This is a genomic window from Prodigiosinella confusarubida (genome assembly GCF_002847015.1).
Classification (GTDB): domain Bacteria; phylum Pseudomonadota; class Gammaproteobacteria; order Enterobacterales; family Enterobacteriaceae; genus Prodigiosinella; species Prodigiosinella aquatilis.
Map to the genome: position 1 here is coordinate 471522 of NZ_CP025085.1, position 14623 is coordinate 486144.

Below are 14623 nucleotides of genomic sequence, written 5' to 3' on the forward strand. Positions count from 1 at the left end.
ATTTTGGTGCATTACACTATAATAGTGCAAAGGGGTATGACACAAAAAGCCAGCAGGAATGCCCTTTAGCACGAATTAAAAAAGTTGGCACACTTTTAGCTTTAGTTTACTCACGGTAACAACATCATTCCACAACGATATTCGTTCCACGACGATAAATGACACAATCGGGAGAACCAAGTATGTCTGCAGAAAATGTTTTGACGATGCTGAATGAACATGAAGTGAAGTTTGTTGATCTTCGCTTCACTGATACCAAAGGTAAGGAACAGCACGTCACTATTCCAGCACATCAAGTCAATGCTGACTTTTTTGAAGACGGCAAAATGTTTGATGGTTCTTCGATTGGTGGCTGGAAAGGTATCAACGAATCAGACATGGTATTAATGCCCGATCCGACTACTGCAGTTCTGGATCCTTTCTTCGAAGAAACCACACTGAACATCCGTTGCGACATTCTGGAACCAGCCACAATGCAGGGCTACGATCGCGACCCGCGTTCTATCTCTAAACGCGCCGAAGATTTCCTGCGCTCTTCTGGTATCGCGGATACCGTACTGTTCGGGCCTGAGCCGGAATTTTTCCTGTTTGACGATGTCCGTTTCGGCAGCAGCATTTCTGGTTCACACGTATCTATCGATGACATCGAAGCGGCGTGGAATAGCAGCAAACAATATGAAGGTGGCAACAAAGGCCATCGTCCGTCAGTAAAAGGTGGTTACTTCCCGGTTCCACCAGTAGATTCATCACAGGATCTCCGTTCGACCATGTGTCTGACCATGGAACAGATGGGCCTGGTTGTTGAAGCTCATCACCATGAAGTAGCGACTGCCGGTCAGAACGAAATAGCCACCCGCTTCAATAGTATGACCAAAAAAGCTGACGAAATTCAGATTTACAAATATGTCGTACATAACGTAGCTCACGTGTTTGGTAAAACGGCAACCTTCATGCCAAAACCAATGTTCGGTGACAACGGCTCAGGTATGCATTGCCATATGTCTCTGTCCAAAGACGGTGCCAACCTGTTCTCTGGTGATAAATACGGCGGTCTGTCTGAAACAGCGTTGTACTACATCGGTGGTATCATTAAACACGCGAAAGCCATTAATGCCTTGACCAACCCAACAACCAACTCTTACAAGCGTCTGGTCCCAGGGTATGAAGCACCGGTCATGCTGGCCTACTCAGCCCGTAACCGCTCTGCTTCGATTCGTATTCCAGTCGTTTCCAGCCCGAAAGCACGCCGTATCGAGGTCCGTTTCCCGGATCCTGCTGCCAACCCGTATCTGGCCTTCGCAGCTCTGCTGATGGCTGGCCTGGACGGTATCATCAACAAAATCCATCCTGGTGATGCCATGGATAAGAATCTGTATGATTTACCGGCAGAAGAAGCGAAAGAAATCCCAACTGTAGCGGGTTCACTGGAAGAAGCACTAAATGCGCTGAATGCCGACCGTGAGTTCCTGACCCGCGGTGGCGTGTTCACTGAAGACTCAATTGATGCTTACATCGAATTGCGTAAATCAGAGGACGACCGTGTTCGTATGACACCACATCCGGTCGAATTCGAACTGTACTACAGCGTTTAATAATCACGCGTCGACGGCAGGAGAGATACGATGATGTTTAAGCTGCCGTCACACAAAATTTTTATGTTTTGTTTTTGTTGCCGTGGAAACTTTTCAGCCCATCTTCGGATGGGTTTTTTTCTCCACCGGCGTCATATTGTCGCCACATAATATCTATCATTCAGAACATAATGCACTGACATAGTGCGGGAGTCTGCGTTATGGCAACAGGCACGCTGCCCGATGCTGGGCAGATCCTCAATTCTTTGATTAACAGTATTTTACTGCTGGATAAAGATCTGGCAATTCACTACTCCAACCCAGCGGCACAGCAACTTTTAGCACAAAGTTCCCGAAAGCTGTCAGGGACACCGCTGCCGGAGCTACTAGGCTATTTCTCGCTGAATCTCGACCTGATGCGCGAAAGCCTCGACTCAGGACAGGGCTTTACCGATAACGAAGTTACCATCGTGGTAGATGGTAAGGCTCATATCATGTCGCTCACGGCCCAACGGATACAGAATAATTTCATCCTGTTGGAAATGGCGCCAATGGACAACCAACGTCGTCTAAGCCAGGAGCAACTACAACACGCCCAGCAACAAGCGGCTCGCGATCTGGTGAGAGGCCTGGCACATGAGATCAAAAACCCACTTGGTGGGTTACGCGGGGCAGCACAGTTACTTTCCAAAGCACTGCCAGATCCTGAGTTGAGGGAATATACCAAAGTCATCATTGAGCAAGCAGATCGTCTGCGTAATCTGGTAGACCGGTTATTAGGACCACAACAACCTGGCTTGCACGTTACGCAGAGCATTCATCAGGTTGCCGAACGCGTATTCCAACTGGTATCTCTGGAAAAAGCAGACAATGTTACGCTGGTCAGGGATTACGACCCGAGCCTGCCAGAACTGACACATGACCCGGATCAAATTGAGCAGGTATTACTTAACATTACCCGCAATGCACTACAGGCTCTGGGGGAAGAAGGCGGCACCATCACTATCCGTACCCGGACTGCATTTCAATTGACGCTACATGGTGTGCGTTATCGTCTGGCAGCCCGTATTGATATTGAAGATGATGGCCCAGGTGTTCCGGCTCAACTACAGGATACGCTGTTCTATCCTATGGTTAGTGGGCGGGAAGGAGGAACCGGCCTGGGATTGTCGATAGCCCGGAATCTTATCGATCAACATTCCGGTAAAATTGAATTCAACAGTTGGCCAGGTCATACCGAGTTTTCGGTTTATCTGCCCATTCGCCAGTGAGGTTCATGATGCAACGAGGGATAGTCTGGATTGTCGATGACGATAGCTCCATCCGTTGGGTGCTTGAACGCGCACTGACCGGCGCAGGTTTAACATGCGCCACCTTTGATAATGGGAATCAAGCCTTAAGTGCACTGGCAACCCAAACACCGGATGTCCTGCTTTCCGATATCCGCATGCCCGGCATGGATGGTCTGGCATTGCTTCAGCAGATAAAGCAACGCCATCCGATGCTGCCGGTCATTATCATGACTGCACATTCCGATCTTGATGCGGCAGTCAGCGCCTATCAGCAAGGTGCGTTTGATTATCTACCCAAACCTTTTGATATTGATGAAGCTGTCGCGCTGGTGGAGAGGGCCATCAGCCACTACATGGAACAACAACAACCAGTTCGTAGTCAGCCCATTAGCGGACCAACAGCAGATATTATCGGCGAAGCTCCGGCCATGCAGGATGTATTTCGTATTATTGGCCGCCTTTCCCGATCATCTATCAGCGTTCTGATTAATGGTGAGTCAGGAACCGGTAAAGAACTGGTCGCTCACGCGCTGCATCGCCATAGCCCTCGCACCAAGGCTCCATTTATTGCTCTGAACATGGCCGCTATCCCTAAAGATCTCATTGAATCTGAGCTTTTTGGTCATGAAAAAGGCGCGTTTACTGGTGCCAACCAGATTCGGCAAGGTCGTTTTGAGCAGGCTGATGGTGGGACACTGTTTCTCGACGAAATTGGTGACATGCCACTGGATGTACAGACCCGTCTACTGCGCGTACTGGCCGATGGACAATTCTATCGCGTTGGAGGTTACGCCGCTGTAAAGGTGGATGTCCGCATTATTGCCGCCACCCACCAAAATCTGGAGTTGCGGGTACAGGAAGGCAAGTTCCGTGAGGATCTATTCCACCGTTTAAATGTTATTCGTGTCCATTTACCTCCATTGCGCGAACGCCGGGAAGATATTCCCCGGCTAGCCCGCTATTTCCTGCAAGCCACAGCCAAGGAGCTTGGTGTTGAGCCTAAAAATCTTCATCCGGAAACAGAAGCAGCGCTGACCCGCTTACCCTGGGGGGGTAACGTGCGCCAGTTGGAGAATACCTGTCGCTGGCTTACCGTTATGGCTGCAGGCCAAGAAGTCTTGATTCAGGATCTGCCGCCAGAATTATTTGAAACTACCGCGCCAGATTCCACTGTGCATGTGTTACCTGATAGTTGGGCCACGTTGTTGGCACAATGGGCTGACAGGGCATTACGTTCCGGTCATCAAAACCTGTTGGCAGAAGCCCAACCTGAAATGGAGAGAACGCTGCTAACCACCGCACTGCGTCATACTCAAGGTCACAAACAGGAAGCTGCTCGTTTGCTGGGATGGGGTCGAAACACTCTCACCCGGAAACTCAAAGAGTTGGGAATGGAATGACCATTATCGCCACGTTTTGTTGTGCCAAAATGAATCAGTTCAACTGGTGATAAAAAGTACAATACAACGCACGAAATTGTTGGTAATTTGTACTTTACATGGTTCATACCCGCAGTATGATCGTGTCGCTGACAGGAGAGGGGAACCATGCTGGAATCACTTATTCACATAGTGACACATGGCGCAGAAATCAGCAGTACGGTAGGCAATACACCGGAAACTGCCATTGCTGCTGTTCTATGTGCCGCGCTGATCAATTTCTTTAGCTAGCAGACAAGTAAGTTAAGGATATAACGTAAAAACAGCCGCTAAAGGCTGTTTTTTGTTTTAAATAACCCGAGAAAATTGCTGCGTTCGCATCTTGTTACGCAGATAAGTATCAAAGCACATACAGATATTGCGGATCAGCAATCGTCCTCTAGCCGTAACAGTGATACCTTGTTCCTGGATTTCTACCAAGCCATCTTCCGCCATGGGTACCAACAAACGTAAATCGTCAGCAAAATAGGTACTAAAATTGATACCGAACTCTGCTTCAATGACTGCATAACTCAACTGGAAATTGCAAATCAGCGTTTTAATCACATCACGACGGATACAATCGTCTCGGGTCAATGTCAAACCACGCCACAGCGCATTACCCGTCTGTTTCACTTGTGAATAGTAAAGCTTCAGCTCTTTCTGGTTCTGAGCATAACTATCGCCCATCATGCTAATAGCCGAAACTCCCATGCCAAGCAAGTCGGTATTCCCCTGCGTGGTATAACCCTGAAAATTACGGTGTAGTACGCCTTCCCGCTGGGCAATTGCTAATTCATCGTCTGGTCGGGCAAAGTGATCCATACCGATGAACTGGTAGCCTGAGCTGGTCAGGGTTTCTATGGTTTGCTGAAGAATATCCAACTTCTGCTCAGCACTGGGCAGATCAGATTCTTTAATTTTACGTTGAGCAGCAAATAAGTCCGGTAGATGAGCATAATTAAAAACACTGAGTCGGTGTGGATTCAGTTCGATAACACGCTGTAACGTAAAAGCAAAACTTTCTGGAGTTTGTTTAGGTAATCCGTAAATCAAATCAATATTGGTGGAAGAAAAACCCAACGCTTTGGCTCGATTGATTAGGGCAAAAATAAAGGGCTCATCCTGCTCACGGTTCACCAACCGCTGAACATCCTTATTGAAATCCTGAACGCCCATACTCAGGCGATTAAAACCTTCGCTATACAGATGATCCAGAATATCCAGTTCAATTTCACGTGGATCAATTTCCAGCGATATTTCTGCCTGCTCAGAAAATGCAAATTGCTCTCTCAGCAATCCCATCAGCCTGCTAATCTGATTTTTATTCAGATAAGTTGGTGTGCCTCCGCCCCAGTGCATCTGTGTAACCGTGCGGCCAGCAAACAACTTTGCACGATGTCGGATTTCTTGTTCCAATACATCCAGATACTCATCTGCTTTATGCAACTGGCGAGTCACTAGTTTATTGCAACCGCAGAAATAACACAGACGATGGCAAAAAGGGATGTGCAGATACAGTGACAATGGCCGTTGAGGATAACGCTTAGTGGCTCGTTGAAAAGCGGATTCATCGTAACTTTCGCTAAATTCCAGCGCCGTGGGATATGAGGTGTAACGTGGCCCAGAATAATTATATTTTTGTATCAGGGCCAAATCCCAGTCAATCGTCTGCTCAAACATACAGCTCACTCCTTTCGGTATCGTTTACTGCGCGATTGTCTTTGCGGCATTAACCGCCGTTTGGAAAAAACTGCCGCATGCAGCCGATGTTTCCGTTTTGACAGGCACCACAGTTTAACTAACAGACTCAGCAAAAAACATGTAGTCAGAAAGGTTATAAGTAGAAATAGTCCTTTTATCATTAATTATCTTTCGGGTTATTACGCTTAAGTAGCTGAAGCATATCTTCTTCCGGCTCCTCTTCGTCGTCATCCCCTAACTCAATCCCTAATAGCTCCATCAATATGTCGATGCGGTCCAGTTTCTCATCAACCCAGGATTGATCTTTCGCGCTGAGTGTTTCACCTTTTTCCAAACGATCCAGCAGATCATCCAGACGCGAATCATTTTCCAACATGCCTAATTCTTCTTCCGGAGAAAGCTTCTCCAACTTTTCAGCCTTTGGTGCTACCACCTTCATTGGTGCAGCAGTATTGGCAATTAACGATACCGGTTTTTTGCTGCCAATGCGTGGATCGACTATCTTACTCTGACCAGATGATTTGCTGGCGTTACTACCTTCCTGAGTACGGTTACCAGAAGTATGACCTCGATGCTTTTTCTGGCGCTTACGTTCGCGGGCTTCGATATTCAATTCTTCACGACTTTTTCTCTTTATTTTTGGCTTGGTGGATTTATCACCCGGCCCTTTAACTGGCTGTTTCATAGCTTCGCTCTCAAATTCTGAAATACATATAATGTAGGAGATTGCGGCGGAATCTAGCAGAAAGTGTATCAATAAAACAGTATTCAACTTCATTGAAGATACTTTTCTTCTCTCAACTCATTTCACCTACTGGCGTAAATGAACCAGTACGGATAAACACCGTCTTTTATTGTCAGTTACAGGTATAATCTTCACCTATTATTGATCCAGACAGAGACGAAGATTGTGACCCACCAATATAACTACCATGTGACCCGTTTCGTCATCAGTGCCCCTGATATCCGCCATCTGCCCGCCGATAGCGGTATTGAAGTCGCCTTTGCTGGACGTTCAAATGCCGGTAAGTCCAGTGCACTCAACACATTAACCAATCAGAAAAACCTGGCCCGCACCAGCAAAACCCCAGGTCGGACTCAATTGATTAATCTATTTGAAGTAACCGAAGATGTGCGCCTGGTCGATCTGCCCGGTTACGGCTATGCCGAAGTGCCGGAAGAAATGAAACGAAAATGGCAGAACGCTCTGGGTGAATATCTGCAAAAGCGTAACTGCCTGAAGGGATTAGTGGTATTGATGGATATCCGCCACCCACTGAAAGATCTCGATCAACAAATGCTGGAGTGGGCTGCTACTGTCCATCTTCCGGTTTTAGTGTTACTGACCAAAGCCGATAAACTGGCTTCTGGAGCCCGCAAATCACAGTTAACAATGGTACGAGAAGCCGTATTGCCGTTTATGAGCGATATCCAAGTGGAAACTTTCTCTTCCCTGAAGAAAACAGGTGTAGATAAATTACGTGAGAAATTAGATAGCTGGTTCAGCACATTGGACTCTGCGACAGAAGAAATACCAGCCGAATAATACTGATTGTTGCCAGTAGATGGCGTTAACGACATTTTCTGGCAAAAGGCGATAGCATCTGCATCTACTACATTACCACTATCGCCCGCTATTCCACATAATTCCCATAAAAAACGCCCCGGTCAGAAAACTGACCGGGGCGGCTAACATTCAGCCAAATCCGATTACGTGAAGTAAAAGGTCTGAAAGATAGAACATCTTACCTCTGTACCCTACGCCTCTAACTCTACCCTATTTTTTCACTGGAACAAAGGATTTTTTGTTGTTTAATTTCATAAAAAGTGACTACCATTTAAACAAAACCAAACTTGATCACACTATCCTGTAGCTTAATTACATAAAGACCACATTTTTACGATGTAACCGTTTAATACAAAATTATACAAGAAGCAATGCTGTACGCTTTGTCATCAAGCTCTGTATAAACAAACAACATCAGCAATGCAGGTTAATGCGCCTGATCCCAGTTTTGACCAGTACCAACAGCTACCAGCAACGGCACGTCTAATTGCATACTCCCTTCCATCAGCGCTTTAATTTGCTGCCTGGCCACGTCCAATACGGAATCATGCACCTCAAAAACCAGTTCATCATGGACCTGCATTATCATTTTGATTAACGGTTCTTCCTGCTGCTGTAACCAATCGTCAATCGCGATCATCGCTTTTTTAATAATATCCGCAGCGGTCCCTTGCATAGGCGCGTTAATCGCCGCTCGTTCAGCCGCTTTACGGCCCATAGCGTTACGGGAGTGAATATCCGGTAAATAGAGACGTCGACCGTCCAGCGTCGACACATATCCTTGTGCGGCCGCCTGCTGACGTGTCCGTTCCATATAATGCTGTACACCTGGATAACGCTCGAAGTAAAGATCCATGTAACGCTGAGATTCTTTACGCGGAATATTTAGCTGGCGCGATAACCCAAAGGCACTCATACCATAAATCAAACCAAAGTTAATTGCCTTGGCACTTCGCCGCTGTTCGCTGGTGACATTATCAAGTGGGATACCGAACACCTCAGAGGCCGTTGCGCGGTGAATATCCTTACCTTCTGCAAACGCCTTAAGCAATCCAGCATCCTTAGAAAGGTGCGCCATAATCCGCAACTCAATCTGCGAGTAGTCCGCCGCCATAATGCTGTATCCTTTCGGCGCAATAAATGCCTGACGAATACGACGACCTTCATCATTACGGACTGGAATATTCTGCAAGTTAGGGTCACTGGAAGACAAACGTCCCGTTGCTGTTACTGCCTGATGATAAGAGGTATGTACTCGTTTAGTTAGCGGGTTAATCATCAACGGTAATTTATCGGTATAAGTGGATTTCAGTTTTGCCAGCCCACGATGTTCCAAAAGAAGCTTTGGCAAAGGGTAGTCCAGCGCTAACTCAGCCAACACTTCTTCATTGGTGGAAGGTGCGCCCTTCGGGGTTTTTTTGATAACCGGCAGTTGCAGTTTTTCATAAAGAATAGCGCCTAATTGTTTGGGGGAAGATAAATTAAATTCCTCTCCTGCAAGCTCATACGCTTTCACTTCCAACTCCGCCAGGCGTTGTGTCAGTTCCCGCGAATGCTCTGCCAGAATAGTAGTATCAATCAGCACCCCAGTGCGTTCCATCCGGGATAACACCGGCACCAGTGGCATATCTATATCCTGAAAAACTTTGCGCAATTCAGGTTGCTGCTTCAGCTGTTCCCATAGTTTCTGGTGCAGATGCAAAGTGACGTCAGCATCCTCAGCAGCATAGGGTGCAGCCTGTTCCAATGCAATCTGATTGAAAGTTAGCTGGTTTTTCCCTTTTCCGGCAACTTCTTCAAAACTAATAGTTTTGTGGTTCAAATAACGCGCAGACAGGCTGTCCATATCATGACGGCCAGCAACACTATCCAACACATAGGATTCCAGCATGGTATCAAAAGCAATACCGCGTAGCTCAATACCATGGCGCATCATCACACCCTTATCAAACTTTAGATTCTGACCAATCTTCAGTAAGCTGGCATCTTCCAGCAGCGGTTTGAGTGCGGCCAATACCTTTGTACGATCGAGCTGTTCAGGTGCATCCAGATAGTCGTGAGCCAAGGGCAGATATGCAGCCTCACCCGGTTTAATCGCGAATGACATCCCTACCAGATTAGCAGCAAGGGTGTCCAGGCTGTCTGTTTCCGTATCAAAAGCAAACACCTCAGAGCTCTTTAAACGCGTTATCCAGTCCTGTAAGGTTTTTTCATCCAGAATAGTGACGTAATTGTCTCGAGACAGAACGCTTACTTTTTCTTCTTGCGTCTTTTCTTCCATCTTTTTTATTACTGCCGGCACGGCCAGGTTACTTTTTTTATCCTGTAACCATGTTCCGGATTCAATATCAATTAACCAACGCTTAAATTCGTAATGACCAAACAGATCTCTCAGTTCAACAACATTTGGCTCATTAACAGTTAATTGATCGCAATTCAATTCAAGTTCAACATCCGTTTTGATAGTGGCCAATTTATAGGAGAGATAGGCGATCTCTTTGTGCTGTTCTAGCTTGGCCGCTATGGTTTTCGCCCCACGAAAAGACAAACCAGCAATTTTATCCAGATTTTCATACAGTGAATCCAATCCGCCCAATCCTTGTAACAACGCCTGCGCGGTCTTTTCACCGATCCCGGGTACGCCAGGAATGTTATCGGAAGAGTCTCCCATCAGGGCAAGAAAATCGATAATCAACTCTGGAGGAATACCATATTTATTGCACACTTCTTCAGGACCAAGAATACTATTGGTCATCGTATTGATCAGCGTGATATTGGATGTAACCAACTGAGCCATATCTTTATCACCGGTACTAATCAATACCGGTATACCGGCTCGTTCTGCTTGTAAAGAAAGAGTGCCGATAACATCATCTGCCTCTACACCAGAAACCACCAACAAAGGTAACCCCATCGCCGTCACCATACGGTGTAAAGGCTCTATCTGTTCGCGCAGATCGTCTGGCATCGGAGGACGGTGAGATTTGTAATCTTCAAATAGTTCATCACGAAACGTTTTACCTTTAGCATCAAACACCACCGCCACATGGCTGGGATGATACTGGAGTAATAAGCTTCGCAGCATGTTAAGTACACCATACATCGCCCCAGTAGGTTCACCTGCGCTATTGGTTAACGGGGGAAAAGCATGATAAGCACGATATAAATAGGATGAACCATCCACCAGAATCAAAGGGTTTTCAGTAATCTGAGCCATAATTTGTAGCGATCATTGTTTTTTGTCATGGGGTTAAGCATGCCATAGGTGACGGCAAGAAACGAATGTTAACGCGTTATTGTGAAGATTTTTGCATAATACTTCGCAAATCAAAGCTGTGGATAAGTTTGTGAATAGAAAATGAGTAAATAATTTCACAGTACATTATTAGTTCTAGTTATATTAATTAATGATTTAAAATCAATAAATTAAAAACAATACTCAGTTTACGTGTGAGGGAATTATTTTTGTGGATATATATATAAAATCAAATAGACAGATGTGAATAAAAATGTTTTTTGGATATAACTGCGGTGTTAAAAATAAATAACGGCCATACCAGGTTCAACGGCGTGACCGTTATAATTAAGATTATTTTTTGGTGAGCAAATATTTCACTACATCGGCATATTGCTTCACGTAAATATCCATTGAACTGGTATCCAGTCCGTCATTTTTTATCATGTATTTGCCATTAACAAATATGGATGGGACACCACGTAGCTGTAAATCTGCGGCCGCTTTTTCCTGTTGGACAACCAAAGATTTCACCACAAAGCTATTTAATGCACTGTCATACTCTTCCCCTGTTACACCGGCATCGATGAAAACCTGACGAATATCTTCCGGCTTCTCTACGGTTTGAGTTTTTTGAACAGCATCAAACATCAGTGGGCTAATCTTATCCTCTATACCCAAGGCAATAGCAACAGCCCAGGCTTTAGTCAATTCTTTTCCTAAAGGCCCTAGAAAATCAACGTGGTATTTAGTGATTTTAATACCGGTTGGCAGCTCTTTTTGTATTGCATCAGGAATATGATAAATCCGAGCAAACTGATAACAATGCGGACAATAAAACGAAAAAAACTCCAGAACCTGCGGCTCCTGAGTTTCCGGCCTATCCAGCGTAACATATTGCTTGCCATTACTAAAATCAGCAGCTGATGCACTAAATGCCATTATGACACCAATCAGTAAAAGCCATATTTTCTTCATATCAGTTTTCTCTCTATTTAATAACTTCAGTACATCGTCATCAGTTGCAAAGGTGGTTCCTGCAACAGTTTAACCTGCTCAGTAAAGGTAATTACCTGTTTTGACCAAAAATCAGCGTCCTTCATCCACGGAAAGCTCCGGGGAAAAGCAGGATCTAGCCAACGACGGGCCACCCAGGCCAAATAATGAACCATTCGCATCGCTCGTAATGGCTCAATAAGCGCAAGTTCTGTTTCATCAAAAGACGCAAATTCGCTATAAGCCTCTAGCAGAATATCCAACTGAATACGCTGCTCACGACGTTCACCATGCAAGAGCATCCATAGATCCTGAATGGCCGGTCCATTTCGTGCATCATCAAGATCCACAAACAATGGCCCATCGCGCCATAGAATATTTCCTGGATGGCAGTCTCCATGCAGACGCTTGGCTACCCAGTCAGTACGCCAGTACCGCTTTACCTCATTGATTAAACGATCGGTCGCCAGCAGAAACACGTCACGCAGAGCAGCTGGAATAAGAGGGCATTGTGCCAACGTATTACGTGGTTCATACAAATATTCATCCAAACCAATAGTCGGACGTACTTTAAACAGTGATTTATTCCCGATTTGATGGATACGCCCTAAATAACGACCAACGCCTTCCAGTTGCTCATCATTATCCATTTCGTATTGCCGCCCACCAATGCTTGGAAAAACCGTAAAAAAGAAGCCTTCATGTTCATTAAGCATCTTTTCCTGCAAAGACAATGGTGCAACAACAGGGATGTCATCCTCAGCTAACTCACAAGCGAATGCATGCTCTTCAGTAATTTGCTCAGCCTTCCAGCGTTGAGGGCGGTAAAACTTCACAACGTACCGTTTTCTGTTCTCATCGCTGAATTGGTATACTCGGTTTTCATAGCTATTTAGCGCGGTTAAACCAGAGTCAACTCGCACCCCAACAGACCACAACGCATCCATGATCAAATCAGGAGATAGTGTCTGAAAATTAAAAACTGAATCGCTTATCACTGCCATTTTAGGGGACTCAACTCCGATCAATAAACAAAATGGGATAAATACCCCGATATATCAATCCTTAATAACGCCACGGGCTCGCAGTAATGCCGTTTTGAAATCAGCCTCATAATCCTTCTGCAAACCAGGAATAGGCTGCGTTTCGTTCGTGTCACGCATCTTTAAATGATAAATAAGGATATCATCAGTGAGATCGCTAAGCGCCCCCTCAAACCCGGCTTCATGTGCAAGTTTTTGTAAAAATTGCACAAGATTCATATCCGGCTCTTTTTGCCAGGCCGGATGCAACAATTCGATTAACTCATTTACACGATGACATTTCATGGTGGACTCCTGAAGATTAAACCGTCAAAAATAGTAAGTCTTAGTAGTATGAAGAAAGCACTTGGCCTTTAGCCATACTTTTTCGAAAATAACACATCATTTACTTATAGGCTGAGCAACATGATCACAGGTGTCATTCTGGCCGGGGGCCAGGCAATCCGCATGGGGGGGAAAGACAAAGGGCTAATGGAGCTTGATGGCAAACCTTTGTATCAACTTATTCTCTCTCGATTAGCACCGCAAGTTGATAAAATAATTATCAACGCTAATCGTAATCAGGTTATTTATCAGCAAAGCGGGTATCCGGTTGTCAATGATATAAACAAAAATTATGCAGGTCCTTTGGCCGGTGTACTGACTGGCTTGGTAACGGTGAAAACAGAGTGGGTGATATTTGTCCCTTGTGACGTTCCGGCTTTACCACTGGATTTGGTCTCACGCCTTTGGCAAGGTCGTGGAGATAAAAAAGCAGCCTATGCAACTGATGGCAACCGTGAGCACCCTACATTACTGCTAATCCATACCAATCTCGCATCAGCCCTTGATGAATATCTGGCAAAGGGTGATCGTAAGTTAATGTTGTTCCTTAATAAAATAGACGCCCAATCTGTTTCTTTTTCTGATCAGCCTCAGGCTTTTCGTAATTTCAATACCACCGATGACCTGCAACTGTGGCATAAGGATCGTTATGATATTTAAACATCCTCCGTTATTGGCTTTTGCTGCTTACAGTGGCACGGGGAAGACAACGCTGCTTAAACAACTTATCCCATTGCTGAAAAACTCAGGTATACGTGTGGGCCTTATTAAACACACTCATCATAATATGGACATCGATACCCCGGGAAAAGATAGCTATGAATTGCGTAAAGCAGGAGCAGAGCAAACGCTCGTCGCCAATACCGAGCGCTGGGCATTAATGACAGAAACACCGAAACAACAAGAACCAGATCTACATTATCTAGCCAGTCGAATGGATACATCAACGTTGGATTTGATTCTAGTTGAGGGTTTCAAACAAGAGAAGATAGACAAAATAGTTCTGTTTCGCCGCGCAATAAATCGATCTTTTACCGATATTATCGATAGTTTTACTCTCGCGGTAGCCAGTGACGAAAAACTGAATACCACGCTCCCTCTGCTTGATATTAACCAACCAACACATATTGTCAGTTTTATTTCCCACTGGCTTGAAGCAAAAAAGAATAATTAACACAAAAACCCACAATATCCACTGAAGGTTTGCCGTTATTTGATACTGACCCGGCGACAGCATGCTGGTCAGATATCCCATCGCGCATGCCGGCTGCATCAACACTACCGACGTGAAAAAGCCCTCTGCTTTCACAGAGGGCTTCGTCTTGTTGAATGCCTGGCAGTTCCCTACTCTCACATGGGGAGACCCCACACTACCATCGGCGCTACGGCGTTTCACTGCTGAGTTCGGCATGGGGTCAGGTGGGACCACCGCGCTATCGCCGCCAGGCAAATTCTGTTTCATTCCGACCGTCA

Annotated in this window: 14 protein-coding genes and 1 rRNA gene; 7 read left to right on the plus strand and 8 right to left on the minus strand. The window is 45.5% G+C overall.

The genetic code is table 11. The features are described 5' to 3' along the window. Positions 1-182 precede the first annotated feature (182 nt). From glnA to CWC46_RS22770, 4 genes are all read left to right on the plus strand, one after another. Entirely contained in the window at positions 183-1592 is a 1410-nt protein-coding gene (gene glnA, locus CWC46_RS02175) for a glutamate--ammonia ligase (protein WP_021013796.1), read from the plus strand. A 200-nt stretch (positions 1593-1792) separates the two neighbouring features. Then, entirely contained in the window at positions 1793-2842 is a 1050-nt protein-coding gene (gene glnL, locus CWC46_RS02180) for a nitrogen regulation protein NR(II) (protein WP_021013795.1), read from the plus strand. An 8-nt stretch (positions 2843-2850) separates the two neighbouring features. Beyond that, positions 2851-4263 carry a nitrogen regulation protein NR(I) gene (glnG, locus tag CWC46_RS02185; RefSeq protein ID WP_021013794.1) on the plus strand — a complete coding sequence of 471 codons (1413 nt, stop codon included), beginning with the start codon at positions 2851-2853 and terminating at the stop codon, positions 4261-4263. Between the two features lie 147 nt (positions 4264-4410). After that, positions 4411-4533 (plus strand): YshB family small membrane protein, encoded by a 123-nt coding sequence (locus CWC46_RS22770; protein WP_021013793.1) that lies wholly within the window; start codon positions 4411-4413, stop codon positions 4531-4533. A gap of 57 nt (positions 4534-4590) precedes the next feature. Here CWC46_RS22770 and hemN read toward each other — a convergent pair whose 3' ends face one another. Both hemN and yihI read right to left on the minus strand, forming a co-directional pair. After that, positions 4591-5964, minus strand: a complete 1374-nt coding sequence (hemN, locus tag CWC46_RS02190) for an oxygen-independent coproporphyrinogen III oxidase (RefSeq protein ID WP_021013792.1) — start codon at positions 5962-5964, stop codon at positions 4591-4593. A gap of 181 nt (positions 5965-6145) precedes the next feature. Then, complete coding sequence (gene yihI, locus CWC46_RS02195) at positions 6146-6670, minus strand: Der GTPase-activating protein YihI (protein ID WP_021013791.1); 525 nt, start codon at positions 6668-6670, stop codon at positions 6146-6148. A 225-nt stretch (positions 6671-6895) separates the two neighbouring features. Here yihI and yihA point away from each other — a divergent pair, with 225 nt between their 5' ends. After that, positions 6896-7531: a ribosome biogenesis GTP-binding protein YihA/YsxC gene (yihA, locus tag CWC46_RS02200; RefSeq protein ID WP_021013790.1), complete on the plus strand. Its 636-nt coding sequence runs from the start codon at positions 6896-6898 to the stop codon at positions 7529-7531. Between the two features lie 150 nt (positions 7532-7681). Here the strand turns inward: yihA and spfP are convergent, their stop codons facing one another. From spfP to CWC46_RS02220, 5 genes are all read right to left on the minus strand, one after another. Continuing rightward, on the minus strand, positions 7682-7729 hold the full coding sequence (spfP, locus tag CWC46_RS23755; protein WP_071892919.1) for a small protein SpfP: 48 nt from the start codon (positions 7727-7729) through the stop codon (positions 7682-7684). 250 nt (positions 7730-7979) lie between these two features. Continuing rightward, a complete protein-coding gene (gene polA, locus CWC46_RS02205) occupies positions 7980-10769 on the minus strand; it encodes a DNA polymerase I (protein ID WP_021013789.1) in 2790 nt (929 codons plus the stop codon). A 372-nt stretch (positions 10770-11141) separates the two neighbouring features. Then, positions 11142-11765 carry a thiol:disulfide interchange protein DsbA gene (gene dsbA, locus CWC46_RS02210; protein ID WP_021013788.1) on the minus strand — a complete coding sequence of 208 codons (624 nt, stop codon included), beginning with the start codon at positions 11763-11765 and terminating at the stop codon, positions 11142-11144. Between the two features lie 26 nt (positions 11766-11791). Next, on the minus strand, positions 11792-12778 hold the full coding sequence (locus CWC46_RS02215) for a serine/threonine protein kinase (protein ID WP_037380986.1): 987 nt from the start codon (positions 12776-12778) through the stop codon (positions 11792-11794). 63 nt (positions 12779-12841) lie between these two features. Further along, positions 12842-13111: a YihD family protein gene (locus CWC46_RS02220; protein ID WP_021013786.1), complete on the minus strand. Its 270-nt coding sequence runs from the start codon at positions 13109-13111 to the stop codon at positions 12842-12844. Positions 13112-13231: 120 nt separating this feature from the next. On the opposite strand from CWC46_RS02220, the gene mobA reads away from it, so the two are divergent. Both mobA and mobB read left to right on the plus strand, forming a co-directional pair. Next, positions 13232-13810 (plus strand): molybdenum cofactor guanylyltransferase MobA, encoded by a 579-nt coding sequence (gene mobA / locus CWC46_RS02225; RefSeq protein WP_021013785.1) that lies wholly within the window; start codon positions 13232-13234, stop codon positions 13808-13810. Next, positions 13800-14324, plus strand: coding sequence for a molybdopterin-guanine dinucleotide biosynthesis protein MobB (gene mobB / locus CWC46_RS02230; RefSeq protein WP_021013784.1), 525 nt, complete (start codon positions 13800-13802; stop codon positions 14322-14324). Before mobA ends, mobB begins: the two co-directional genes overlap by 11 nt. A 157-nt stretch (positions 14325-14481) precedes the next feature. Here mobB and rrf read toward each other — a convergent pair. After that, a 5S ribosomal RNA gene (gene rrf / locus CWC46_RS02235) occupies positions 14482-14597 on the minus strand. Positions 14598-14623: the final 26 nt, after the last annotated feature.

What these genes read in the sequence shown, in the direction of transcription:
- glnA (WP_021013796.1), top strand. Translation starts at nt 183, where the DNA reads ATGTCTGCAGAAAATGTTTTGACGATGCTGAATGAACATGAAGTGAAG.
- yihI (WP_021013791.1), bottom strand. Translation starts at nt 6,670, where the DNA reads ATGAAACAGCCAGTTAAAGGGCCGGGTGATAAATCCACCAAGCCAAAA.
- CWC46_RS22770 (WP_021013793.1), top strand. Translation starts at nt 4,411, where the DNA reads ATGCTGGAATCACTTATTCACATAGTGACACATGGCGCAGAAATCAGC.
- mobA (WP_021013785.1), top strand. Translation starts at nt 13,232, where the DNA reads ATGATCACAGGTGTCATTCTGGCCGGGGGCCAGGCAATCCGCATGGGG.
- dsbA (WP_021013788.1), bottom strand. Translation starts at nt 11,765, where the DNA reads ATGAAGAAAATATGGCTTTTACTGATTGGTGTCATAATGGCATTTAGT.
- mobB (WP_021013784.1), top strand. Translation starts at nt 13,800, where the DNA reads ATGATATTTAAACATCCTCCGTTATTGGCTTTTGCTGCTTACAGTGGC.
- hemN (WP_021013792.1), bottom strand. Translation starts at nt 5,964, where the DNA reads ATGTTTGAGCAGACGATTGACTGGGATTTGGCCCTGATACAAAAATAT.
- glnL (WP_021013795.1), top strand. Translation starts at nt 1,793, where the DNA reads ATGGCAACAGGCACGCTGCCCGATGCTGGGCAGATCCTCAATTCTTTG.
- CWC46_RS02220 (WP_021013786.1), bottom strand. Translation starts at nt 13,111, where the DNA reads ATGAAATGTCATCGTGTAAATGAGTTAATCGAATTGTTGCATCCGGCC.
- glnG (WP_021013794.1), top strand. Translation starts at nt 2,851, where the DNA reads ATGCAACGAGGGATAGTCTGGATTGTCGATGACGATAGCTCCATCCGT.
- polA (WP_021013789.1), bottom strand. Translation starts at nt 10,769, where the DNA reads ATGGCTCAGATTACTGAAAACCCTTTGATTCTGGTGGATGGTTCATCC.